Source organism: Brachybacterium sp. AOP3-A1-3 (assembly GCF_052378285.1).
Taxonomy (GTDB): Bacteria; Actinomycetota; Actinomycetes; order Actinomycetales; family Dermabacteraceae; genus Brachybacterium.
On record NZ_JBQSXM010000008.1, the window covers coordinates 95,469 to 118,730 of the forward strand.

Sequence of the window (23,262 nt, forward strand, 5' to 3'; positions counted from 1 at the left end):
GCCCTGCCCGTGCCCCCTGTCCCGTGCTCAGGCGGTCCCCGTCACCACCTCGTCGGCCGCCTGACGCTCGGTGACCACCTCGGCCGGGCCGACGATCCCGCCACCGGCGAGCAGGGCACGCAGCACGGCGGGCATCGCGCCGCAGCCGTCCCCCGGGACCAGCAGGCGCGGAGGCGTCGAAGCGGCCGACCCTGACTGCCCGGGGAGCGGGCCGCTCCACGCAGGCAGGTTCACGCCGAGCTGATCCGGATGAGCACGCACCTCGCTCACCCAGTCGTGGGCCAGCGGTGGCAGCTGCCCGCTATAGCGCGGTGCCAGAGAGACGGCTTCGAGCACGAGGAGTTCATCGGCGGACTCTGCCAGGGCAGACTCCGGACGGTCGGTGGCCACCACGCGTGGTGCCGACGGCACGTCCGCCGGGGCTCCTGCGGGTCGCGCCGCCGAGAGGTCGGCACCCTCGGGGAGCACAGCGCCCGTCGAGATCGCAGCATCCGGAGAGTTCGCAGCGCCCTGCTCATCGAGCATCGTGACCTCGGCGCCGAGCGACCAGGCGGCGAGCGCGAGCACCAGACGCTTCCAGTGGGCCGGGAGGTCGAGCACCACCTGGTCCCCGGGGTCGAGGGCGACTTCGTCATGGAGGTGCCCGATCGTCTTGATCACCCAGTTGGCGAGCACATGCCCGGACAGCTCGATACGGGCCGCCTCCCCGTACCAGGCGAGCGCCGGGTTCGGTCCGCTGCGCTCGAGGGCTGTCAGCAGCTGGACGTTCAGGTCGGTGCTCATCGGTGATCCTCCGGGGTCTCGGGCCGTGCGATGTCGATCGCCAGGGTCGGCAGGGGTGCGCCGAGGGACTCCGCGCCCAGAGCGACGCGGATCCTCTCGGCGAGAGATCCGGCCGCGACCCAGTCCTGGGGATCCGGGCCGGCCGGGATGACCTCGATACGTGCGCCTGCGGCGAGGGCGACCGGCGCGGCGGAGCCGACCCCTCCATCGTGGTCGTCCGACGGCTCGGGGAGGGTCGAACCGTCCGGACCGTCCGATCGGTCGGGACCGGAGACGCCCGTGCCTGGAGCGGGCACGAGTCGCGCCACGGCGCGGGGGCCGGGGTCGTCGGACCGGGGGATCGCGGCGACCGTGAGGGCGCGTTCGATCCGTTCGGCGACGGGCTCGGGGGACATCCTGGCGATCGGCTCCTGGTACGGCTCCAGGCCGAGCGCCACCCAGACGGATTCCAGGCTCGGACGGCGGAACCAGTCGTCCTCACCGGTGCGCGAGAGGTCTCGGGCGGGCACTGCGTCGTCCGTGGCGCCGAGCACGCCGCGCACCAGGGCGGCGGGCACCCCGCTCGCCTTGCCCTTGACGAGATCGGCCGCGGCGGCGAGCTCGTCGGCGAGGTTGCGCACGGTGACGGTCAGCGGCCTGCCGTCCGCGTCGACCCCGCCGCGCAGGTCCTGCAGGGAGGCGACACCGGCAGCCCCCAGGGCGATGTCACCCACGCCGACCCGCCAGATCCTCGAGGAGGTGTCCGTCAGGAGCACCCCGACCCGCGCTCCGAGCGCGTCGGACAGGGATCGATGCAGGTCACGCGCACAGGCATCAGGGTCCTCGGGGAGCAGCAGCGGTCCGTCGGGGGCATTGGAGGTATCCACCCCGGCGGCCGCCATCACGGGCCCCGAGGCGATCTGCACCACCGAGGTGACGACGCGGGTGTGTCGCCGCCGCGCGACGGTGCGCACGGCGGCCGCTTCCACAGCGGCGTCGCGGTGCTCGGGCTCGACCCGGAGACCCAGCGCCTTGGAGACGATCTTGGTCGAGACGCACAGCACGTCGCCGTCCTGGACGCCCATCGCCTCCAGAGCGGGGAGCAGCACGCCGGCGAGGTCATCCCCGGCATGGATCTCGCCGATCCCCTGCACGGGGAGGATGCTCACCTGACCCGGATACGCCCCGGACCGCGGCGAGGTCGCGGCCTGTACGGTCGACCGTTCGCCCTCCGCTGCGGTGGCCTGTCGATGCGGTGACGTGGTCACGTGATCCTCCCGGGTCTGTGATTCGGGGCGTTCAGCAGGTGCGACGCGCCGGGCCCGCTTGACGGCCCATAACTACATGCGTGTATTTTAGGGCGGTAACGGGCCTTCGGTGGCCACTCAGCAGTGGAAGGAGAGGTGGCTATGGACGAGGAATCAGTCAACGACGACGCGCGTGCAGAGCTGTCCCTGCTCGACTTCGCCGGGCAGGACTCCGACGATGCCGAGATGTCATGGCAGGAGCGCGCACTGTGCGCGCAGACCGATCCGGAGGCATTCTTCCCGGAGAAGGGCGGCTCGACCCGCGAGGCGAAGAAGGTCTGCGTCTCCTGCGATGTGCGGGCCGAATGTCTCGAGTACGCCCTCGAGAACGATGAGCGCTTCGGGATCTGGGGCGGGCTGTCGGAGCGCGAGCGCCGCAAGCTCAAGCGCCGGGTGGTCTGACATCCTTCCCCGGTGAGCGAACGTCATGTCACTGCTGTCGTCCTGCTGAGCGGGTCGACCCCTGAGCGTTCCCGCAACGCGACGTTCGATGCAGTCCTCGCACAATCCCGACCCGCCGACCGCCTGGTGGTGGTCGCCGGGGCGGATCTTCCTGACGAGTCCCGTACCCGACTCGATCAGCTGCTCGGCGACGGCCTCGTCGACGACGTCAGGACAATGTCGTCCACCGTCGGACGTGCCGGGGCGATGTACGAGGCCCTGGACCTCCTCGACGACGTCGGGCCGGCCGATGACGAGGCCCTCGCGGAGGGGCCCTCCGAGCACGGTCCCTCTGCGCACAGTGCCTCTGGCCACGGAGCCTCCGCCCCGTCCCTGTCGACCACGGAGCCTGCCGAGACGTCGGCCCCTCCCGGGCGGCGTGCACGCGCCATCGACACGGTGGCGGAAGAGCGACGCCGCACCCAGCAGGCCGAGGACCTGGCCCTGGTCCCCGAACGGCTGCGCACGGAGCGCCAGCGTTCCGGTCGCCGCATCGGCCGCACAGCTGGTGCGGCGGAGGAGAGCTGGCTGTGGTTCGTCACCGACGCCGGGACCCCCGGCCGGGATGCCCTGGAGCGGGAGCTCGAGATGGCGGCGAACTCCCCGAACACGGGCGTGGTCGGCGCCAAGCGAGTCCGTCCCAGGAACCGTCCTGCTCCGGAGGGCATGCCGCTGGGCGGGGTGCGGGCGGAGGACGAGGCCGGGAACTCCCATGACGAGGCCGGAAACTCCCATGACGAGCCCGGCGACGCGGCCCCGCTGACGGCGGAGAGCGCGGACGCCCTGGTCGACGTCGGCCTCACCCTGACGCACGGCGGGCGCATCATCACCGGGGTCGCTCCCGGGGAGATCGACCAGGGGCAGGCCGACTGGCGTGAGGACGTCCTCGCGGTCGCCCTGCCCGGCATGCTGATCCGTGAGCAGACACTGCGTGACGTGGGCGGGCTGGATCCTGACCTCCCCGAACCCTGGGCGGAGATCGACCTGTGCCGGCGGGTCTGGCGATCCGGGGAACGGGTCGCGGTCCAGTCGGCGGCCCGCGTGGTGTCCCCCCATCCGACGCGTCCGCTGCTGGAGCGCCTGCAGGAGCAGCGCACAGGCCAGATCCTCGTGCTGCTGAAGCACCGCTCCCTGCTCATGGCGCTCGCCATGCTCATCCTCCTGCCCCTGACGACGCTGCTGCGCATGGCAGGCTCCGTGGCGGCGTCGCAGCCGCGGCGTGCCGCCATGGAGCTGCGGGCCTGGGCCGCCGCGATGCCCCGGGTGGGCCGGGTGCTCTCCCGGAGCCGAGCGGCGCGCCGCCGGGCGCGCGTGCCGAGCGGTCGGCTCGCCCCGCTGTATCTGCCGCGCGGCGACAGCATGCGGCGCTGGCTCGAGGACACCTGGACGCGGCTGTTCGCCGACGACGATCATCGACGTCGGATCCGTCGCACCACCTGGGGCATCTCGGGCACTCACCACGGTGTGGAGGATGCCGACTACGGCCGTCACGTGCTCTGGACGGTCGTCGTGGCGCTGGCCTCGACCGTCCTGGGGCTGTTCGCGCTGAGAGGACTCTTCGGCCGCGGCGAGCTCACCGGCCCCGGTCTGCGTGCTCTGCCCGAGAGCTGGGCGGCGTCCTGGGCGGCCGCGTGGTCCAGCTGGATCCCCGGCGGCCTCGGGGAGCGGGGCCCGGCAGATCCGCTGATCCGCCTGCTGGGGCACCTCCCGATCGGCGGCAGCTCCCTCGTCGAGGTCGTCGTGTTCGCCGCCGTGCCGGCCAGCGCGCTCGCCGCCTGGTGGGCAGCTGGCGCGATCACCCGCGCCGTCGGCGCCCGGCTGACCCTCGCCACCCTCTGGGCACTGGCGCCGCCCCTCGTCTCCGCCCTCGCGATCGGCGCGTGGCCGCTGCTCGTGGTCCACGCCCTGCTGCCGCTGCTCGCCCTGTGCATAGGCCGCGCGATCGGTCTGCCCCACAAGGTCTCCCAGGCCAGCGTGTCCGCGGCGGCGGCCGGAGGTCTGCTGCTCCTGATCATCGGAGCCGTGAGCCCGGTGCTGGTGCTGCTGACGGCGCTGGGGATCGCGCTCCTCGCGGTCGCCGTGCCCGGCCGGCGCCTCCGCCTGCTGTGGGTGCTGCTGCCCTCGCTCGCGCTGCACGTCCCCTACCTCCCCGTCTACCTCGGCCATCCCGAGACGCTGCTGGCCGTCAGCGGGGTCCCGCCCCGGGCCGCGAGCGCCGACACGCTCGACCTGCTCTCCCTGTGGCCGGTCGCCCCCGGGCTGCAGGAGCTGCTCGTCCCGCTGGTGGGCACCACCGGTGCTCTGCTGGTGCCGATGCTGCCGGTGGCACCCGTGGTGGTCGCCGCCGTCATCTCCCCGCTGCTCGCGGGGAACGCCGGCCGGGCGGGACGGTTCAGCATCCTGGTGGCCGCCGTCGGCCTCATGACCCTGCTGCTGACCCGCTCCACCGCGCTCGCCGTCGCCGGCGACCAGCTGGTGCCGGCACCCTGGAACGCGCTGCAGAGCGCGATCCTGCTGGCCCTCTCGGTCGGCGCCGCCGCGAGCTTCGACGCCCTGGCCCGACGCGAGGAGGAGGACGGCGGCCTGCGGCGCGCCGGTACGACCGTGATCGGCGCCCTCGTCGCCGTTGTCTGCCTCGCGACGGTCGCCGGCTGGACCCTGGCACTGCCCGGTCAGCTCCGTCTGGACCGCGTCGAGGGCGGTGAGGTCCCGGCCGCCGCAGCGGACCAGGGACGCACCGATGCGCGGGCGCGGGTGCTCGTGCTCGCGCAGCAGGATGACGGCACGATCGAGGCGAGCCTCGTCGTCCACGGCGGGGACACCGTCATCCAGCACGCCACGATCACGGATGCGCGCGCCGTGGACACGGTCCGCTCCGGCGAGAGCATCGGCGAGGACCCCGCCCGGAGCGCCCTGCGCACGTCGGTCGCCACGATGCTGTCCAGCGGGGCGGAGGGATCCGACGCCGGTGAGGCGGACCAGGCGGCGGCCTCCCTCGCGATCGCCTACGTCGTCGTGGAGGGCGACCCCTCCGACCAGTCGGATCTCGTGGACGCGCTCGATTCCTCCTCGACCCTGGAGAAGGTCACCGAGGGTGCTCGGGGCGGCATGTGGCGCGTGCTCGGCACGTCACCTCGCGCCGTGGTCGTCGGCGGCTCGAAACCGGTGGCGCTGGCCAGCGGCGTCATCGACGCGACCGGTCGGATCCCCGCGGACAGCAGCGAGCGCACCGTGGTGCTCTCCGAGCGCGCCGACAGCCAGTGGCGAGCGACCCTGGACGGGACCGAGCTCGAACCTGTCGTCGTCGGCGACTGGGCGCAGGGCTTCGTCGTGCCGTCCGGAGCCGACGGCGAGATCGACATCCACCGCGAGCAGCCTGCCCGGCTGGTCTGGCAGATCCTGCTGCACGCGGTTCTCGCTCTGACCATCGTGATCTCGATCCCCTGGCGCCTGCGCACCCGGGACGCGGAGGAGATGTATGGCTGACCACGATCCGCGGCGCGACCACGATTCCCAGCACCCACCGGCTCCCGAAGGCGGCCCCATGAGCGGCGGCACCTCGAGCGGCGGCACCTCGAGCGGCGGCACCTCGGGCGGCGGGCCCGACGAGCAGGGGCAGGAGCACCCGCCCCTGTCCCGCCGCGAGCGCCACGGGCCCGTGCGTCCGGTGCTGGCCCTGGCGGCCCTGCTGCCGCTCGCGGCCGCGATCGGCGTCATCGTGACCGCGCCGACCCCCGAGCCGACGCAGGTCACCCACGCCCAGAGCCAGTCGCAGCCCGGGGCGAGCACGCTGCAGTGCCCGGGACCGCTCGAGGTCCCCGATCAGCTGCTCGTCGAGACGGCAGATCAGGATCTGTCCGTCACCCCGCCGAGCGCCACGGTGGGTCTGTCCAGCGTCGCCCTCGAGCAGGACTCGTCGGTGCTCTTCGGGCGGGTCAGCGGCTCCGAGACCCTGCAGGACGAGAACGGCGAGGTGCGCGCCCCGTCCCTCGCCACGGAGGCGGCCGACGGCTCCGCGCTGAGCGAGGACACCGCCTCTGCGGACCTCGGTGTGGGGATCCAGATCATTCCCGAGGTCGACGGCGCCTCCGTGGTCCGGGCCGCGACCTCCGAGGGAGGAAGGCCGGTCACGGACTCCGTGCAGTCCACCGCCACCACCAGCGGTGACTACCGGTCGCTCGCACTGACCCGCTGCGGCGCTCCCCAGACGGATGCCACGTTCCTGGGGATCTCCACGGCCACCGGGGACAGCTCCACGCTCGTGCTGCGCAATCCGACCACGCGTCCTGCGACCGCGTCGGTGCAGGTCTGGACCGAGGACGGGCCGGCCGCGATGAAGGGCCGCAGCCAGATCGTCGTCGCCCCGGGCGCCGAGGAGCAGGTCCTGCTCGAGTCCGTCGTCGGTGGTCACGACGCCGTGGGGGTGCGGGCATCGGTGCTCGGCGCGCCGTTGTCGATGCACATCCAGACCACCGAGCGCGACGGCCTCACCCCCGGTGGGGCGGAGATGCTCACGCCGCTCCCCGCGGCGGCCGTCGAGCAGACCATGCCCGGGGTGGACGTCGCCGGGACGGCCCCCCAGCTGGTGCTGGCGAACCCGCAGGGGACGGACACCACCGCGTCGGTCGAGGTCTCCGGACCCGACGGGGTCCTCGATGCGGCCTCCCTCGAGGACGTCGAGATCGCCGCCGGCGCGGTGGTCCCGCTGCCGCTGGAGGGACTCGCGGACGGCTCCTATTCGGTCACGGTGCGGTCCGCGGACCCGGTGCATGCCGTGACGCGCAGCTCGGCCACCGGGGCGGACCTGCCCGGCGACACCCTCGGGGCGCCGGTCGACTTCACGATCGTCTCCCCGGCGTCCGCCCTGGTCAGCGCCGGAGTCCTGGCGCTTCCGGCCGAGGGAGGTGCCGGGAGCCTGACCCTGACGGCCGCGGAGGCGAGTGGAGTGACCATCGTGCCCTTCGCCGCCGATGGCAGCGCGGGGAAGCCGCTCGAGGTGGAGGTCGCGAAGGGGGCTTCGGTCACGGTCCCGGACAGCTCGCTGAGGATCGACGGCGCCCGCCCGAGCGCGCTCTCCGTGGTCCCGGACGTGCCGGGTGCGGTGCACGCCGGATGGATGCAACGGGAGGGCGACGGCGCCGGCGGCCTCCTGCTCTCGGCGCTCCCGGTCACCACAGCCCAGCAGACCACCGATCCGCTCACCATCAGGGTGCAGGACTGACAGCGCCGGTCCGAAGGACGTGGAGCTCGGGCCGGCCGCTCGGGTCAGTCCTCCCACGCCTCCGGATCCACGTCCTCGGGATCGATGCTCAGCAGGGAGCCGATCTGCTCGGCCAGCACCTGACGCACCAGCATCTCGGTGTCCTGCTCGCCCTCGCACCGGGTCTGGATCGGCCGACGGTAGACGATCACCCGTGCCGGATGGTCCCGGGACGGCGGCAGGACCCGGCCCAGCAGCACCGTCGCGTCCTCCCAGGGAGCCGGATCCGAGGGCGGGACCTCCTCGACGAGAACCTGCAGGTGGGCGAGGCGACGCGGGAAGCGTTCGGCGAGGGCGGCACCGGCATCGGCGACGGTGTCGTCGAACTGCTCCCGACGTGTGCGATATCCCGGGAGATGCGGGGGGATCAGGTCCCAGCGACGGCCGCGTCCGCGACGATCGCGGCGTCGGGGTCCCGGGCGGGGCCCGGGGGTGCCGGGGAGAGACGACGGCTCGACATCCATGCACCCACAGTAGCGTTCTGTGCCCCCGTCCACGCCGGTCAGGGCGCGGCGTCGACCCATCGTCGGTAGGACTGCGTACACTGCATGACGTGCCAGCTCGTGAATGCTCCAGAACCGCCTGCTCGCGACCGGCTGTGAGTTCGTTGACCTTCGTCTACGCGGATTCCACCGCGGTGCTGGGCCCCCTCTCGCGGGACAGCGAGCCCCATGCCTATGATCTCTGCCGCGACCATGCCAGCCGCATGACCGCCCCTCGGGGCTGGGAGCTGCTGCGCGTCGCCGGAGGCGAGGAGGCCAGCGACGACCTGGTCGCTCTCGCCGATGCCGTACGGCCCCGACCGGCTCCGACGGACGAGACCGGACGGAGCCCGGGCTCGTCCGCTCCTCGTGCCCCGCACCGTCGGCCCGACGACTCCGAGCCCGGCCGCCACCTCCATGTTCTCAGGAGCACGAATGACTGACCCCGCGCCATCCCCTGTGGGCGCTGCTCCGGCTGCGGCCGGTGACGGCTCCCTCTCCGCGATCGTGAAGGCCTACGACGTGCGCGGCGAAGCCGGGACGCAGCTGAGCGTCGACGTCGCCCGCGCCCTCGGAGCGGCTTTTGCGGACTTCCTGGAGTCCCAGGAGCTGATCGTGGCCCATGACATGCGCGTCAGCTCCCCGGAGCTCTCACGTGCCGTCATCGAGGGCGCGGTGCGCCGCGGGGCGATCGTGGCCGATGCCGGGCTCTCCTCCACCGACCAGCTGTACTGCGCCGCCGGGCTGCACCGTGCGGCAGGGGTGATGATCACCGCCTCGCACAACCCCGCCTCCGACAACGGCCTCAAGCTGTGCCTGCCGGGCGCCCGACCGATCAGCCGCGGCACGGGCCTGGACGAGATCCGTCGCAGTGCCGAGGCCTATCTCGCAGCCGGGGAGATCCCGGAGAGCGGGCAAGGGCGCGCGGAGCCGCTGGACACCCTCCCGGATTACGCCCGGACCCTCCATGAGCTGGTCGAGATCCCGACCCGCCGGCCGCTGCGGGTCGTCGTGGACGCGGCCAACGCGATGGCCGGGCTCACCGCCCCCGCCGTGCTCGGGTCCCTGGAGCAGCTCGAGCTGATCCCGCTCCACTTCGACCTCGACGGCACCTTCCCCAACCATCGTGCCGACCCGCTGGATCGCGATACCCTTCGTGATCTGCAGGAGGCGGTCGTCCGTGAGGGGGCGGACCTCGGTCTCGCCTTCGATGGTGACGCCGACCGCTGCGTGACGGTCGACGAGACCGGCACCCCGGTCCCGCCCTCCGCGGTGACCGCGCTCATCGCGCGCCGCGAGATCGCACGGGCGCGTGCCGCCGGCCAGGAGCGGCCCGTCGTGGTCGCGAACCTGGTCTCCTCCCGCCATGTCGCCGAGACGGTGCTCGAGGCCGGGGGTGACGTGGTGCGCGCGCCCGTGGGCCACTCGCTGATCAAGGCGATCATGACCGAGAACGACGCCGTCTTCGGCGGTGAGCACTCCGCGCACTACTACTTCCGGGACTTCTTCTCCGCGGACTCCGGGATGCTTGCGGCGCTCCATGTGCTCGCGGCGCTCGCCGAGACCGACGGGTCGCTGTCCGCGCTCGTCGCGGAGCATGATCCGTATCCCTCCAGCGGGGAGATCAACTCCCCGGTGCACGATGCCGAGTCGGCGCGGGGCCGGGTCCGCGATCATGTGACGTCGCTGCCCGCCGCGCGGATCGACGAGCTGGACGGGCTGACCGTCGTGCACTGGGACGAGGACCTCGCCCCGGAGGGTCGCTGGTGGTTCTCGCTGCGCTCCTCGAACACCGAGCCGCTGCTGCGGCTGAACGTCGAAGCAGAACAGAGGACCACCATGGCCCGCATCCGGGACGAGATCCTCGCCATCGCGCGGGATGAGCACGCCGCCGAGCAGGCGGAGGTCGAGTTGGCGGCTTCGGAGGTCGAGCAGGCGGAATCGGGGGCAGAAGCCGTCGAGCTGCCTGCCGGTGCCAGCGGCGCCGACGTCCCCAGCTGGGTGCGTTCTCGCCTGTGCTGCCCTGACTGCGGGGGAGAGCTGCGGGACGTCGAGGCGGCTCTTCAGTGCACGGACTGTGCCCGTCGGCACCCGGTCGAGGGCGGGATCCCGGTGCTGATCGCCGGGCGGCACGACGTGCCGACAGCCTGAGACGAGGCGTCCGAACTCCTGCTGGCGGTGTCGGCTGCACTGACGGCCCGGGGATGCTGTGCCGCTGAGAGCCGCTGTCCGGAGCGGATCAGGCGGAGAAGCGCACCGCGCGCACTTCGGCGGCGAGATCCTCCTGGCGGTCCTGCGCTCGGCGCAGCCGATCCTCGTCACGGCGGGATCGCTCGGCGATCACCGCGGCCAGGAACTCCTCGGGCACCGTTCCGGGCGGCGGAGCAGGCGCGACGTGGGGGAGCGTGCGGCGCAGCAGGTCCCGGGAGAGCTGACGGCGCGACTCCGGATTGATGCTGGCGGCCCGCGGCAGGAACGAGCGGATGTCCTGCATGAGGGTGAGCGGGAGCCGGCCCACGTCGGCGGCGGCCGCCCAGTCCCGCAGGCTCGCAGGGACCTCTGTCCGCCTCGGCTCGATCGCCGCCATGCGTTCCTGGATCACGAGGGTCCCGGCCAGCAGATCTCCCAGCCGTCGTGACTTGCGGTCGATCACCGCGCAGGTCAGCGCGACGGCTCCGGCGGTGGACCAGATCTCCAGCATCGCCATCACGGCGCGGATCAGGCTCTGGCGCCCGTGGACGGGGCCGCCGTCGTCCCGCACCACCCGCGTGCCGATCACGAACCGACCCACCGATCGACCGTGCAGGAGCATCTCGCACAGCACCGGGTACCCGACGTAGGCGGCCACGGACACGGCCACGATCGCGGCGGCGATCAGCCCCTCGTCGAGATCCGCGCGCGCCGCCGTCCACGCCACCGCGACGGTGCAGGTGATGAGGATGCCCAGCTGCAGCACGCCGTCGATCGCCGCGGAGAGCATGCGGGCCGCGAAGGAGGCCGGACGCAGCTCCAGGAGGACAGCATCCCCGGTGATCAGCGCGTCACGGTCGGTGCGCGCCGAGACCGGCGCAGCGGTGCCCATCGTTGCCATGGCCCCATCCTGTCAGCCTCCGCCGTCCGCGGTCAGCGCCGAGCGTCGGCTTCCGGCGCGGCGGGCTCCGACTTTCGTCGGCGGTGCGATGGCGGGCGGGACCCTACGCTGGGTTCGTGGACACCGACGCATTCATCGCCGTGCACCGCCCCCAGTGGGAGCGGCTCGCGGAACTGACCCGGACGCGCACCCTCGACGCGCAGGGGATCGACGAGCTGCTGGCTCTCTACCAGGAGACGTCCACCCACCTGTCGACCGTGCGCTCCACCAACCCGGATCCGGCGCTCACGGCGAGGCTCTCGCTGCTGGTGCATCGGGCGCGCCTGCGGATCACCGGGGCGCGCATCCCGCTGTGGAAGAACGCGCGCACCTTCTTGTGGGAGGACCTTCCCGCCGCCCTGTACGAGGCACGCTGGCCGGTGGCGCTCTCCGCCGCGATCTTCCTGGCCTCGGCGATCGTCACCGGGGTGTACTTCGGGACGGATCCGGTGGCCCGCGGCCTGGTGCTCCCTGAGGCGGCCCAGCGCTCCCTCGCACAGCGGGACTTCGTCTCCTACTACTTCGAGGGCGAGGCCACCGGCTTCGCCGCCCAGGTCTGGACGAACAACGCGTGGATCACGGTGCAGGCCGTCGTGTTCGGCGCGACAGGGATCTGGCCGCTGATCATGCTCGTGCAGAACGGGTTGAACGTCGGGCTCTCCGGTGGCGTGATGGGCGCCTACGGCGGGCTGGACACCTACTTCGTCTACCTGCTGCCCCACGGTCTGCTGGAGATCACCGCGGTGCTGGTCGGTGCCGGCGCCGGGCTGCGCACGTTCTGGGCCTGGGTGCGGCCCGGCCCGCTCCCTCGGCTCTGGGCGCTGTCCCGGGCGGCCCGGTCCCTGGTCACGGTGGCGATCGGTCTTGTGCCGGTGCTGCTGATCTCCGGCTTCCTCGAGGCCTTCGTGACTCCGAGCGGGCTTCCCCCGGCGGTGAGGATCGGCCTCGGCGTCATCGCCTGGGCGGCCTTCATGGTCTTCTTCCTCGTGCGCGGGCGTCAGGTGCATCGCCTCGGGATCACCGGCGACCTCTCCGATGAGCTCGTGGGCGATCGCGTGGCCGCCGCCGGCTGAGGGGCGGGTCGGGCGGGTCGGGCAGTCGGCCGAGCAGTACGTTGTCCTCGCAGCCAGCGCCGTACCCTGCAGGGATGAAGGCCAGCAGCTCCGACCGGAACTTCACCCAGTACAACGCCGCGCAGGAGGGCAGGGACGTGCGCCCTCTGGCCCGCGCCGCCGTCGCCGCGGCCCGGCCCACGGGCGATGCGACGCCGAAGAGCGTGCCAGGGCCGACGGATGTCCCGCGGCCGACCGGGGCGAGATCCACGGACGCGGTGGGGGCACGGCGCGTGGCCATCGAGCTCGGGTGCGGCCGAGGAATCGAGACCCGCTATCTCGCGGAGAGCGGGTACACGGTTCATGCCTACGACATGGATCTCAGCGTGGTGCCGGAGATGGACGCGCTGGCCGCGGATCTCCCCGTGAAGCACACGACCGTGGATCTGGCGGAGATCACCGTGCTGCCGTCGGCGGATCTGATCCTGGCCTGCGCCACCCTGCCCTTCGTACCGCGGGCGAGCTTCAATCGTCTGTGGCAGGCCATGCGTGACGCGCTGCGGCCGGGAGGGATCCTCGCCGTGGATCTCTTCGGCGACCGTGACGACTGGGCCGGCATCGACGGCACGTTCCTGGCCCGCGCAGACGTCGAGACGCTGCTCGAGGACGTCGAGGCGCTCTCCCTGCAGGAGGGGGAGCGCGATGGTGCTTCTCTCCAGGGCCCGAAGCACTGGCACACCTATCAGGTACTCGCACGGAAGCGCGAGCACGGGTCGCTGGCCTGAGCAGCACTGGAGAGCGGAGTGCGGAGAGCGGAGAGCTCAGAGCCTGCCGGCGGCCTTCAGGGCGAGGTACGCATCGGCGAGGGCCTGCGGGGCGCTGTCCGGCGGGGCGTCGACGACATGGGCGCCCACCCGTTCGAGGGTCCGGGAGACCCCGGCCCGCTCGGCGCGAGCCTTCTCCGCGGCGGCCGCACGGTAGACGTCCTCGACATCGCTGCGATCCGCGGCGAGCTCCTCGAGGGCAGGATCTGCGACCGAGGCGACCACGAGCGGATGGTCCTTGGCCAGGCGCGCGGCGACCGGGAGCAGTCCCGTATGCACGACCGACGCGTCCACCGGGGTCACGAGCACCACGAGGGAACCGCGCCGGGCACGGTCGGCGATGACCCCCGCCGCGAGGTCCCAGTCGGTCTCGACGAGCGCAGGGTGCACCGCGGCGGTCGCGGTGACCATGTCGTGGAGCACCTTCGTCCGGGTCGAGCCGAGCACGGAGACGTGCGGGATGCGGTCGATGCACAGCAGATCCACGCGGTCCCCGGCCTGCCCGGCGAGCGCCGTCAGCAGCAGCGCGGCATCGAAGGCGGAGTCCAGGCGGGTGGCGTCGCCGAGTCGGCTCGCCGAGGTGCGGGAGGTGTCCACGACGATCAGCACGTGCCGATCCCGCTCGGGCCTCCACGTGCGCACCACGACGCTGCGGCGGCGGGCGGTGGCACGCCAGTCGATCGAGCGCACGTCGTCGCCGTCCACGAAGTCCCGCAGCGAGTCGAACTCGGTGCCCTGGCCGCGCTGGTGGATCGCCGCCAGGCCCTCGATCTCCCGCAGCCGCTGCACGCGGGAGGGGAGGTGGCGACGCGATCCGAAGGGGTGCAGGGCGAGCAGGCGTCCGGGGGCGTCGGCCGACGTCGTGCGCCGTGCCAGGCCCCACGGGCCGCACGAGGCGACCAGGAGCGCCCGTGAGCTGTGCTCGCCGCGTCGAGTGGGCGTGAAGTGCTGGCCGATCGCCCGACGCTCGTGGGCGGGGACCCGGATCGTGGAGCGCTGTGCGGCGAGACCGGCAGTGGGGTTCCAGGCGTCGCGCACCTCGAGGCGCGCGGTGCGGGCGGTGGTGTTGGTCAGCAGCACCCGTCCGGTGACCTCGTTGCCCAGTCGCACCTGGACAGGCGCCTCGCGACGCACCCGGATCGCGGTCGGGGCGGGCGCCGCGAAGGCGTCGGCGAGGACCACCAGTGCCCAGAGCGCGAACAGGACCAGCAGCATCCACCAGCTCGGCCAGAGCACGACAACGGGCAGGGGGATCAGCGCGGCCAGGGCCGCGCGCGGGGTCAGGGAGATCCTCATGGCACGGCGCCTCAGCGCGGCACCGGCACGGAGGCGAGCGTCGCCGCGAGCACGGACTCGACCTGGGTGCCCTCGAGCTCCGACTCGGTGGTCAGGCGCACCCGGTGCGACAGGGTGGACGGTGCCATGGTCTTCACGTCGTCCGGGGTGATGAAGTCGCGACCTGTCAGGTAGGCCCAGGCCCGGGAGGTGCGCAGCAGCGCGATCGCACCACGGGGCGAGACGCCGAGCGACAGGCTGGGGGAGCTGCGGGTGGCCCGGCACACGTCCACGATGTACTGCACGACGGGATCCTCGGCCATGACCTGGGAGACGTCCTGCTGGGCGCGGTGCAGCGAGGGGACGTCGACGACCGGTCCCAGACCCATCGCGGCGAGGTCGGACGTGTCGAAGCCGTCCGCGTGACGGCGCAGCACGTCGATCTCCACGTCGCGGTCCGGCAAGGGCATGACGGCCTTGAGCAGGAACCGATCCAGCTGCGCCTCGGGCAGGGTGTAGGTGCCGTCGAACTCGATCGGGTTCTGGGTGGCGATCACGAGGAACGGATCGGGCAGAGGGCGGCTCGCACCGTCGACCGTCACCTGCCGCTCCTCCATCGCCTCCAGGAGGGCCGACTGGGTCTTCGGCGGGGTCCGGTTGATCTCGTCGGCCAGCAGCAGGTTGGTGAACACCGGACCCTCGCGGAACACGAGATCGCTGGTGGTGTTGTCGTAGATCAGGGAGCCGGTGATGTCGCCGGGCATCATGTCCGGCGTGAACTGCACGCGGCGCATCCGCACGTCGAGCGCGGCGGCCAGGGACCGCACCAGCAGCGTCTTGGCCACGCCCGGGACGCCCTCGAGGAGCACGTGCCCGCGGCACAGCAGCGCCACGACGAGGCTCGTCACCGCGGCATCCTGGCCGACGACTCCCTTGTGGATCTCCGTGGAGAGCCCCTGCAGATGGGTCCGGGTGTCCTGGTCGACCGCGTCCTGCGGCGTGGTCGTGGCACCACTGGGGGCGCTGCCGGGGGTGCTTCCGGGCATGGCGTCCGGGGCGGCACCGGGGGTGGTGTCGGTCATCGGTCGATCTCCTTCTCGAGGCGGTCGAGGTCCTGTGCGAGTCGCACGAGGTCCTCGTCGGTGGTGACGGGGGTGGGGCCGAGCAGCGTGCGCAGCTGCTCGGGGGAACGGTCCGTGTGCGGCGCGAGGGCCGCCAGCAGACCGTCGAGGGCGGATTCATGGCGCAGCCCGAGCCGGTCGGCGAGCCGTGTCGACGTGGCGGATCGCAGAGAGGTCGCGGCCGCGTCCCGGGCATCGGACCGCTGGAGCAGACGGGCCCGACCCAGCACGAGCTCCTGGGGCCGCACGGTGACGGGCAGCGGCTCGACGACCACCGGACCGAAGCGCCGTCCGAGCGCCACCACGGCGATCAGGCCCACGGTGAGGATCCACAGCGTGACCGGGCCCGCCCAGTCCGGGAGGTAGCTCACGAGGGACATGCTGCTCGAGCCCATCGGATCCCCGGCGGAGGGGACGTACCAGGTCAGCTCGCCGGACTCGCCCAGCACGTTCAGCACGAGCGCGGAGTTGTCGGCCTCGCCGATCCCCTCGTTGGTCAGCAGGTCGGCGCTGCCCAGCACGATGACCCCATCCTCGGCGGCCACCAGTGCTCCGTCGCCGGCGTCGAAGCATCCGTCGGCCTCGTCGGAGGTGCGGTAGAGGCTCGAGGGTCCGCGCAGGCCGCCTGATCCGGGCACGTGCACCTGCCGTGCGCCGTGGGCGAGGTCCCCGCACCCGGGACCCGCGGGCAGATCCGTCGTCGAGCGGACTGCTCCGGTGGGGCTGATCGCGGTGGTGAAGTACGACAGCGTGACGAAGTCGGGCTGGACGAGCACGAGCTGCCCGCCGTCGGCCTCCTGCGCCTCGGCGAGAGCGGTGAGCTGCGTGCCCGAGAGATCGCTCGGAGCCGTCACCAGCACGGTCCGGCCGGCGTGCAGCGCCTCGACGGCATCGTCGGTGTGGCGACCGACCTGCACGTCCACCCCGAGATCCGTGAGCACCTCGACCGTGGCCTTGGAGCCCTGCCCGGTCGGGGCGTCGGGCTCGAGGGGGCCGTCACGGTAGAAGCCACGGGCGACGGAGGCGAGGACCGCGGCGAGCACGGCGATCACGACGAGGACGGTCAACCAGGGGCGCCGGCCCGTGGCCGCGGGATCCGCAGCAGGCCGCCCGGGTGCCCGCCGTCCCTCCGGCGGGGACGACGGTGGTGTCGGAGCGGGGCCTGACGTCGTCGCGGCGCTCATCTGCTGGTCCCGGACCGGGATCCGGCGGTGTCGACGGCTGTGTCGGCGGCGGTGAGATCCGGGGCGGATTCGGCGATGTACTGCGCGAGTCGCAGCAGGTCGTCCGCCTGCTTCTCCGTGGCGTGCCGGGGGGAGTAGGCGGCGGTGTCGAAGGCCGTGGCCCCACGTTGGAGGCGGCCGCGCAGGTCCGGGTAGGAGAGGGCGGCCCGCTCGGCGGCCTCATGGGCGGTCAGGCCGGCCGAGACGTCCAGCAGGGTGCGTTGGTCGAGGTCGCGCACGAGGGAGCGCAGGGCGAGCACCGCGCCGTCGTCGAAACGTCCCGCCGCGATGGCGCTGCGGGACCCGTCGCGCAGCTCGGCGGCGGTCAGCACGGGATCGGCGTCGAGCTCGGGGGCGACGGCGAGGGAATGGCTGCGACGGATCATGCCGGTACGGCGCAGCACCAGGAACGCGACCGCCAGCAGTGCGAGGAGCAGGAGCACGGCGATCCCGGCCTGAGCGGCCGAGGAGCCGTCGATCCCGTCCACAAGGTTCATGTACCACCGTTCGATCACCCCGAGCAGCCAGTCCACGAAGCCGGGGGAGTCGTCGTACTCCGCTTTGGACAGCTCGTCGAGGATGCGCGAGCGCGCCTCGTCGGGATCCAGGGGAGGAGGGCCGGCGGGACTCATCGCGCGCCGTCCGTGGACCAGTTCTCCCGGGCCTGACGCGTCAGCTCGATGTCCCAGGCCTCGTGGCGCATGCGGTTGTCCGCGTAGAGGGCGGCGAACCCGGCGCAGAGGAACGGGGACAGCAGCACGTACGCGACGAAGCTGCCGAGCAGGGAGAGGACCGTCAGCACGATCATGCCGACGACGAGGGCCTGCCCGGCTGTGGCCAGCAGGATCGCCAGGTACGCCACGGTGGCGACCATGCCGAAGACTCCGGAGACCACCTGGACGGCGACGGCGTAGAGCACGTACAGGAGCAGCCCCACGCCGAGCACGCGCCACAGCTTGCGACCGCGGGTCATCTGGAAGGAGCGTCGGATCGCGCCGAGGATCCCGGTGCCCTCGACCACGAGGGCGGGGATCGCGAGCAGCATGCGCGCCCAGATCCAGATCGCGGCGAGCACCCCGATCACCAGGCCGACGACGATCGCCCCGATGGTGAGGACGCTCGGTTCCTGGAGGAGGACGATGGGCAGGACGCCGAGCGCCGTGGGGACGGCGAGGACGAGGAGCTCCAGCAGCCCGATCAGGATGCTCACGCAGATCGCGGGCACTGCCAGCCGCCGCGCCAGGGCCCACATCTGCGAGGTGGAGACGCTGCGCCCGGTGGCCTCGCCCATCGCGACCGCCGTCAGGGCGACCGTGACCAGCGAGGCGGCGACCATCGTGATGACCCCGGTGATCGCGGAGGACCCGACGGTCAGCAGGATGTCCGAACCGGAGAAGAGCGAGGCGGACGTGGGCGCTTCGGGATCGTCCATGATCGCCTGCATGTCGCCGATGAAGGGGATCATCCCGGCCCCCGTCGTGACCATCATGATCGCGAAGGCGATGCCGTAGACGATCGCCGCCAGGCCCAGCACGGTCCGTGCCCTCAGGCGGTAGATGCGCACTGCGGCGCCGAGCACCTCCCCGAGTCCCAACGGACGCAGCGGGAACAGCGGAAGATCCTGCACCAGCTCCCGGCGAGGCCCGGCAGGGGCAGAGGGGCCACCGTTCCCCGAGCCGCCGTTCCCCCAGGGGTCGCCGTCCGAGGGGCCTGTGGGAGGCAGGTCGGTGCTCTCGGTCGACCCGGGTGCGATCCAGCCGGTGCTCATCGGTCCTCCTGCGTGTCAACGTTCTGCGTGTCATCGTGCATCTCGTCCAGCCCGCGGTCCGACGGGGTCGGCGAGGGCGATTCGATGTCGTGGAGAACAACTTACGGACCCGGAGCGCGTTCACCGATCCGACGAACGTCGATGACCGTGCATCTTCCGGACACCCCCGCAGGGAGCGGATGCGAGGAAGCGGCGCCCAGCGGTGGCACAATGACCTCCATGACGACGCCTTCACGGATTCTCGTGGTTGATGATGACCAGGCGATCGCCGAGATGGTCGGGATAGTCCTGCGCGGCAAGGGCTATGAGGTGGCTACCTCGCCCGACGGCGCCTCCGCTCTGGAGACGTTCCCTCGACTGCGACCGGACCTGGTGCTCCTCGACCTCATGCTCCCCGGCATGGACGGCATCGAAGTATGCCGTCGGCTGCGCCGGGAGTCCGGCGTGCCCATCATCATGCTCACGGCCCGCACCGACACCGCCGACGTGGTGGAGGGACTCGAGGCCGGGGCCGACGACTATCTCACCAAGCCCTTCGAGCCCGAGGAGCTGGTCGCCCGGATCAAGGCCCGTGTGCGCCGGGTCGATCCCCCCACCACTGAGCAGCTGGCGATCGGTGACCTGGTCATCGACGTCGACGGCCACGAGGTGAGCCGCGACGGCGAACTGATCTCCCTGACCCCGCTCGAGTTCGATCTGCTCACGCAGCTCGCCCGGAAGCCCTGGCAGGTCTTCACCCGTGACGTGCTGCTGCGCGATGTCTGGGGGTACCGGCACAGCGCCGACACCCGTCTGGTCAACGTCCATGTCCAGCGTCTGCGCTCGAAGATCGAGCATGATCCCGAGAACCCCAGCATCGTGGTGACGGTCCGGGGCGTCGGCTATCGCGCCGGGGGCGCGTCCTGACAAGGACGGACCGGCCATGAGCAGTCCGGCGAGCAGCCCGACGGGAGGCGCGACGCCGGAGACCGGTTCCGCGCGGAGGGCCCGCACCGTCGACCCCCGCAACTGGCCCCTCGCCCTGAGGGTCGTGCTGGTCACGACCCTGCTCTCGATCGTCGCGATGCTCGCCGTGGGCGCCTACCTGTCCTCCGTGATCGCCGATGGTCTCTATGAGCAGCGACGTGACCGCGTGCTCGAGGAGACCGTGGAGGTGCGCCGGGATCTCTCCGAGAACCTCACCCAGCTGTCCGGCGCGACCACGACCCAGCGCCAGGACGCCGTCAACGCCTTCGTGCAGTCCGCGGGCGGCCAGGGCGACGGGGACAGCCGGGAGGTCGCGCTGGTGCCGGTGGAGACCTCCGGGACGGTGTTCCCGGTGGCCTCCTCGGATCGCACGCTGTTCGACGAGGTCGACGACGAGCTCGCGGCCGCCGTGGCGAACAGCCCGGACTCGGTCTCCTGGCAATCGATCGGTCGCGAGGACTCCGACGGGAACACGGTGCCCGCCCTCCTCGTCGGCACCCGGGTGATGGTGCCCGGCGTCGGGTCCTACAACCTCTATCTCGTCTACTCGCTCCAGGAGGAGCAGCAGACGCTCGCGTTCGTGCAGCAGGTGATCCTCGGCGGAGGCGGCGTGCTCCTGGCACTGATCGTGGGTATCGCGATCGTGGTCGCCCGCCTGGTGACGACCCCGCTCAAGCACGCCGCGCACGCCGCGGAGCGCATCGCCGGCGGGGATCTCGACAGCCGTGTCGAGGTCTCCGGGGCGGACGAGCTCGCACGGGTCGGCGAATCCTTCAACGACATGGCCCGCAGCCTGGCCCAGAAGGTCGACGACCTCACGGAGCTCTCGCGCGTCCAGCAGCGCTTCGTCTCCGACGTCTCCCACGAGCTCCGCACGCCGCTGACGACCATCCGGATGGCGTCCTCCGTGCTCGATGGACGACGCGATGAGCTGCCCGGGGAGCTGCAGCGCACCTCCGAGCTGCTCTCCGCCCAGGTGCAGCGCTTCGAGGTGCTGCTGACGGACCTGCTGGAGATCTCGCGGTACGACGCCGGTGCCGTCGAGCTCGAGGCGAACCGCGAGGACCTCGATGCCCTCGTGATGCGGGCCCTCGATGACGTGCGCCCGCTGGCCGGGGTGCGCGGCTGCCTGCTGGACGTGCACCTGTCGGGCCGCGGGATGCACGCCGTGGTCGACGCGCGGCGTATCGATCGGATCCTGCGCAACCTCCTGACCAATGCGATCGAGCACGGCGCCAACGGACCCGTGCTGGTGCAGACCGCCTCGAACGACGATGCGCTCGCCGTGGTGGTGCAGGACTGGGGCCACGGGATATCCCCGGATGCCGCGGGGCGCGTCTTCGACCGCTTCTGGCGGGCGGATCCTTCGCGCGCCCGCACCCTCGGCGGCACCGGACTGGGCCTGTCGATCTCCGCCGAGGACGCACGGCTGCACAGCGGATGGCTGCAGGCCTGGGGCCAGGAGGGCCGCGGGGCGGTGTTCCGGCTGACCGTGCCGCGCCGTCCGGGCGGGACCTTCCTGCGTTCGCCGCTGCGCCTGGAGCGGAGCTTCGACCGTGACGCCGTCGGCACGTGTTCCGTGACGCCCACCGGGGAGATCCCGATCGCGCCGGGTCTGCTTCCGGATCTCTCCAGCCCGTCGGCCGACCCGGAGGTGAATTCCGATGCCGAAGCATATTCCGACGCCGGTGCGGATCTCGACGCCGAGAAGATTTCCGACCCCGGTGCGGAGCTCGGCACGGGCTCAGACCGTGGCACCGATCCTGGTTCCCCCTCTGCCCTCGATCAGGAGCCGCCGATGAGCGGAGGCGGCCGATGATCCCCGCCCGTCGAACGGTGCTGCGCGCCGCCGGGGCAGCCACCGTGCTCGGCGTCGGTGCCGCGTGCGCTCGCATCCCCACCACGTCCCCCGTCGACAGCCGCCCACTGTCCGGCCGAGCGCAGCCCGGCGCGCCCTACGTGCAGGCTCTCCCGCCTCCGGACGATGCCACCGCGGAACAGGTCGTCTCCGGGTTCGTGCAGGCCGGCGTCGGTTCCGAGGACGATTTCTCCGTGGCGCGCTCCTATCTCACGGAGGAGATGAGCGGGGCGTGGAACCCGGCCGCCGGGATCACGATCTACTCGAGCAGCCAGGAGCTGCAGGTGAAGGACGCCGGGAAGTCGGCGATGGTCCTGGTCCTCCAGGTCCTCGCGCTCGTCGATGGCGGTGGCTCGCGCAGCCTGCTGTCTGGCCCGGTCGCACGGGACGTCGAGCTCACGATGACGCAGGTGGACGGGCAATGGAGGATCAGCGAGGTGCCCGACGGGATCTTCCTGTCCGAGGCCGCGTTCGAGACGCTCTACTCGCCGGCACGGCTCTACTTCCTCGATGCGCGCACCCGGCACCTCGTCCCGGACCATCGCTGGTTCTCCTTGCAGCGCGGCGCCTCCGCAGTGCTCGAGTCGCTCGTCGCCGGGCCGGCGGCTTTTCTCCGCGGTGCAGTCCACAACGAGGTGCCCGATGTGCTGGGCGTGGTGGAGGCCGAGGTCACCAGCGGGGCGGATGGAACCCCGGAGGTCACGGTGCCCGAAGCGATCCTCGCGCTCGCCGCTGCACCTCGGGCCGCAGCTCTCGCCCAGCTGGAGTCCTCCCTGCGATCGATGCGCACGTTCTCGGGGCTCCGCCTGGTGCGGGGCGGCCAGGAGTACACGCCGGTGGACGAGGACTCGATCGAACGGGCTCTGCCTGGACATCGGGCCATCGCCGCCGGCCCCACCGGCGTGATCCTGCTCGCTGATCCCACGACGGACGCGCCGGCGGAGCAGCTGGTCCCGGATCTCGCAGACCTCGCGCTCACGTCCCCGGCGATCGCGCAGGACGGGGTGCTCGCCGCCGCTCTCGTCGACGGTGCCTCGAGGGTGCTGATCGCGTCGACCGACGGGTCCGTCCCCCTGCGTGAGGCCGCCACGGGCGGGGTCTTCGTGCCGCCTCGGGTCGACGATGCAGGGTACGTCTGGACCTCGACCGCACGCAGCGCCGGCGTGCTGCTCGCTCTCGCGGGACAGGGACCGGCGCACGACGCCAAGGTCGATGCTCCCTGGCTGGCCGGTCGGGAGGTCCGTGCGCTGGACATCGCGGCCGATGCCACCCGCATGCTCGTGCTGTCCGCCGATGCCGCCGGGGCGCGGCTCGACCTGTGCGCAGTGGTGCGGGACGAGAACGGGGCTCCGAAATCTCTCACCGAACCCCTCCAGGTGCGGACCTTCCTGTCGGAGGAGACGCAGGCCAGCTGGTACGACGAGACCGCGGTGATCATGCTCGGCTCGGACCCCGGGACCGATGAGCTCCGCGGACAGCTGGTCGACTTCGCGACCGGTCGAGATCCGTTGCCGACGCTGCGCGCGGATACGGACCGCATCGCCGGGACGGTCATCGGCGAGACGATCTGGATCGGGACGGCCGACGGATCTGTCCAGCACAGCGATGGCAACGGCTGGGTCACGGTCGATCTCGACGCGCACGACCCCTGGTTCTACTGAGAACCACCGCGTACTTCTGCTGCTGTGCTGCTGGGCCGGAGGGCCACGGGCCGCTGTGGTCCAGGCCGCTGAGCGGCTGAGCTCCGTCGCCCGGATGCCTCTGCGACGTCCCGGGGGCAGACGGTTCCTCCA

The 23,262-nt window shown here is 72.2% G+C and carries 19 protein-coding genes; 10 read left to right on the top strand and 9 right to left on the bottom strand.

Features of this window, described 5'->3' with window-relative positions; all coding sequences use genetic code 11:
• Positions 1-27: 27 nt before the first annotated feature.
• Together ACT3T5_RS12255 and cofE are read right to left on the bottom strand one after the other, a co-directional pair.
• The gene (locus tag ACT3T5_RS12255; RefSeq protein ID WP_444577882.1) at positions 28-783 is read right to left on the bottom strand and encodes a TIGR03089 family protein; all 756 of its coding nucleotides are present in this window, start codon (positions 781-783) and stop codon (positions 28-30) included.
• Positions 780-1,931, bottom strand: a complete 1,152-nt coding sequence (gene cofE / locus ACT3T5_RS12260; protein ID WP_444594470.1) for a coenzyme F420-0:L-glutamate ligase — start codon at positions 1,929-1,931, stop codon at positions 780-782. The genes ACT3T5_RS12255 and cofE overlap by 4 nt, the downstream gene beginning before the upstream one ends.
• 240 nt (positions 1,932-2,171) lie before the next feature.
• On the opposite strand from cofE, the gene ACT3T5_RS12265 reads away from it, so the two are divergent.
• From ACT3T5_RS12265 to ACT3T5_RS12275, 3 genes are read left to right on the top strand one after another with little or no spacing between them, the layout of a single operon-like run.
• Positions 2,172-2,471, top strand: coding sequence for a WhiB family transcriptional regulator (locus tag ACT3T5_RS12265; RefSeq protein WP_444577884.1), 300 nt, complete (start codon positions 2,172-2,174; stop codon positions 2,469-2,471).
• Between the two features lie 12 nt (positions 2,472-2,483).
• The gene (locus tag ACT3T5_RS12270) at positions 2,484-5,996 is read left to right on the top strand and encodes a hypothetical protein (protein WP_444594471.1); all 3,513 of its coding nucleotides are present in this window, start codon (positions 2,484-2,486) and stop codon (positions 5,994-5,996) included.
• Complete coding sequence (locus ACT3T5_RS12275) at positions 5,989-7,731, top strand: DUF5719 family protein (RefSeq protein WP_444594472.1); 1,743 nt, start codon at positions 5,989-5,991, stop codon at positions 7,729-7,731. The genes ACT3T5_RS12270 and ACT3T5_RS12275 overlap by 8 nt, the downstream gene beginning before the upstream one ends.
• A 44-nt stretch (positions 7,732-7,775) precedes the next feature.
• Here ACT3T5_RS12275 and ACT3T5_RS12280 read toward each other — a convergent pair whose 3' ends face one another.
• Positions 7,776-8,234 carry a metallopeptidase family protein gene (locus tag ACT3T5_RS12280; RefSeq protein WP_444594473.1) on the bottom strand — a complete coding sequence of 153 codons (459 nt, stop codon included), beginning with the start codon at positions 8,232-8,234 and terminating at the stop codon, positions 7,776-7,778.
• Between the two features lie 89 nt (positions 8,235-8,323).
• Here ACT3T5_RS12280 and ACT3T5_RS12285 point away from each other — a divergent pair, with 89 nt between their 5' ends.
• Together ACT3T5_RS12285 and ACT3T5_RS12290 are read left to right on the top strand one after the other, a co-directional pair.
• Positions 8,324-8,695, top strand: coding sequence for a DUF3499 domain-containing protein (locus ACT3T5_RS12285; protein ID WP_444577888.1), 372 nt, complete (start codon positions 8,324-8,326; stop codon positions 8,693-8,695).
• Complete coding sequence (locus tag ACT3T5_RS12290; RefSeq protein WP_444577889.1) at positions 8,688-10,403, top strand: phosphomannomutase/phosphoglucomutase; 1,716 nt, start codon at positions 8,688-8,690, stop codon at positions 10,401-10,403. Before ACT3T5_RS12285 ends, ACT3T5_RS12290 begins: the two co-directional genes overlap by 8 nt.
• Before the next feature lie 88 nt (positions 10,404-10,491).
• On the opposite strand, the gene ACT3T5_RS12295 is transcribed toward ACT3T5_RS12290, so the two are convergent.
• Positions 10,492-11,343 (bottom strand): RDD family protein, encoded by an 852-nt coding sequence (locus tag ACT3T5_RS12295; RefSeq protein ID WP_444594474.1) that lies wholly within the window; start codon positions 11,341-11,343, stop codon positions 10,492-10,494.
• 116 nt (positions 11,344-11,459) lie between these two features.
• Here ACT3T5_RS12295 and ACT3T5_RS12300 point away from each other — a divergent pair, with 116 nt between their 5' ends.
• Both ACT3T5_RS12300 and ACT3T5_RS12305 read left to right on the top strand, forming a co-directional pair.
• The gene (locus ACT3T5_RS12300; RefSeq protein WP_444594475.1) at positions 11,460-12,455 is read left to right on the top strand and encodes a stage II sporulation protein M; all 996 of its coding nucleotides are present in this window, start codon (positions 11,460-11,462) and stop codon (positions 12,453-12,455) included.
• A 74-nt stretch (positions 12,456-12,529) separates the two neighbouring features.
• Positions 12,530-13,219, top strand: coding sequence for a class I SAM-dependent methyltransferase (locus tag ACT3T5_RS12305; RefSeq protein ID WP_444594476.1), 690 nt, complete (start codon positions 12,530-12,532; stop codon positions 13,217-13,219).
• A gap of 36 nt (positions 13,220-13,255) precedes the next feature.
• Here ACT3T5_RS12305 and ACT3T5_RS12310 read toward each other — a convergent pair whose 3' ends face one another.
• From ACT3T5_RS12310 to ACT3T5_RS12330, 5 genes are all read right to left on the bottom strand, one after another.
• Positions 13,256-14,554: a DUF58 domain-containing protein gene (locus tag ACT3T5_RS12310; RefSeq protein ID WP_444577893.1), complete on the bottom strand. Its 1,299-nt coding sequence runs from the start codon at positions 14,552-14,554 to the stop codon at positions 13,256-13,258.
• An 11-nt stretch (positions 14,555-14,565) separates the two neighbouring features.
• Positions 14,566-15,615 (bottom strand): AAA family ATPase, encoded by a 1,050-nt coding sequence (locus ACT3T5_RS12315; RefSeq protein ID WP_444577894.1) that lies wholly within the window; start codon positions 15,613-15,615, stop codon positions 14,566-14,568.
• The gene (locus tag ACT3T5_RS12320) at positions 15,612-16,721 is read right to left on the bottom strand and encodes a DUF4350 domain-containing protein (protein ID WP_444577895.1); all 1,110 of its coding nucleotides are present in this window, start codon (positions 16,719-16,721) and stop codon (positions 15,612-15,614) included. The genes ACT3T5_RS12315 and ACT3T5_RS12320 overlap by 4 nt, the downstream gene beginning before the upstream one ends.
• 113 nt (positions 16,722-16,834) lie before the next feature.
• Positions 16,835-17,509, bottom strand: coding sequence for a DUF4129 domain-containing protein (locus tag ACT3T5_RS12325; protein ID WP_444577896.1), 675 nt, complete (start codon positions 17,507-17,509; stop codon positions 16,835-16,837).
• Complete coding sequence (locus tag ACT3T5_RS12330) at positions 17,506-18,645, bottom strand: glycerophosphoryl diester phosphodiesterase membrane domain-containing protein (RefSeq protein ID WP_444594477.1); 1,140 nt, start codon at positions 18,643-18,645, stop codon at positions 17,506-17,508. The genes ACT3T5_RS12325 and ACT3T5_RS12330 overlap by 4 nt, the downstream gene beginning before the upstream one ends.
• Positions 18,646-18,855: 210 nt before the next feature.
• Between ACT3T5_RS12330 and mtrA the strand changes: the two genes are divergently transcribed.
• From mtrA to ACT3T5_RS12345, 3 genes are read left to right on the top strand one after another with little or no spacing between them, the layout of a single operon-like run.
• Entirely contained in the window at positions 18,856-19,551 is a 696-nt protein-coding gene (gene mtrA, locus ACT3T5_RS12335; RefSeq protein ID WP_444577898.1) for an MtrAB system response regulator MtrA, read from the top strand.
• Between the two features lie 16 nt (positions 19,552-19,567).
• A complete protein-coding gene (mtrB, locus tag ACT3T5_RS12340) occupies positions 19,568-21,430 on the top strand; it encodes an MtrAB system histidine kinase MtrB (RefSeq protein WP_444577899.1) in 1,863 nt (620 codons plus the stop codon).
• Positions 21,427-23,130, top strand: a complete 1,704-nt coding sequence (locus ACT3T5_RS12345) for an LpqB family beta-propeller domain-containing protein (protein WP_444577900.1) — start codon at positions 21,427-21,429, stop codon at positions 23,128-23,130. The genes mtrB and ACT3T5_RS12345 overlap by 4 nt, the downstream gene beginning before the upstream one ends.
• Positions 23,131-23,262: the final 132 nt, after the last annotated feature.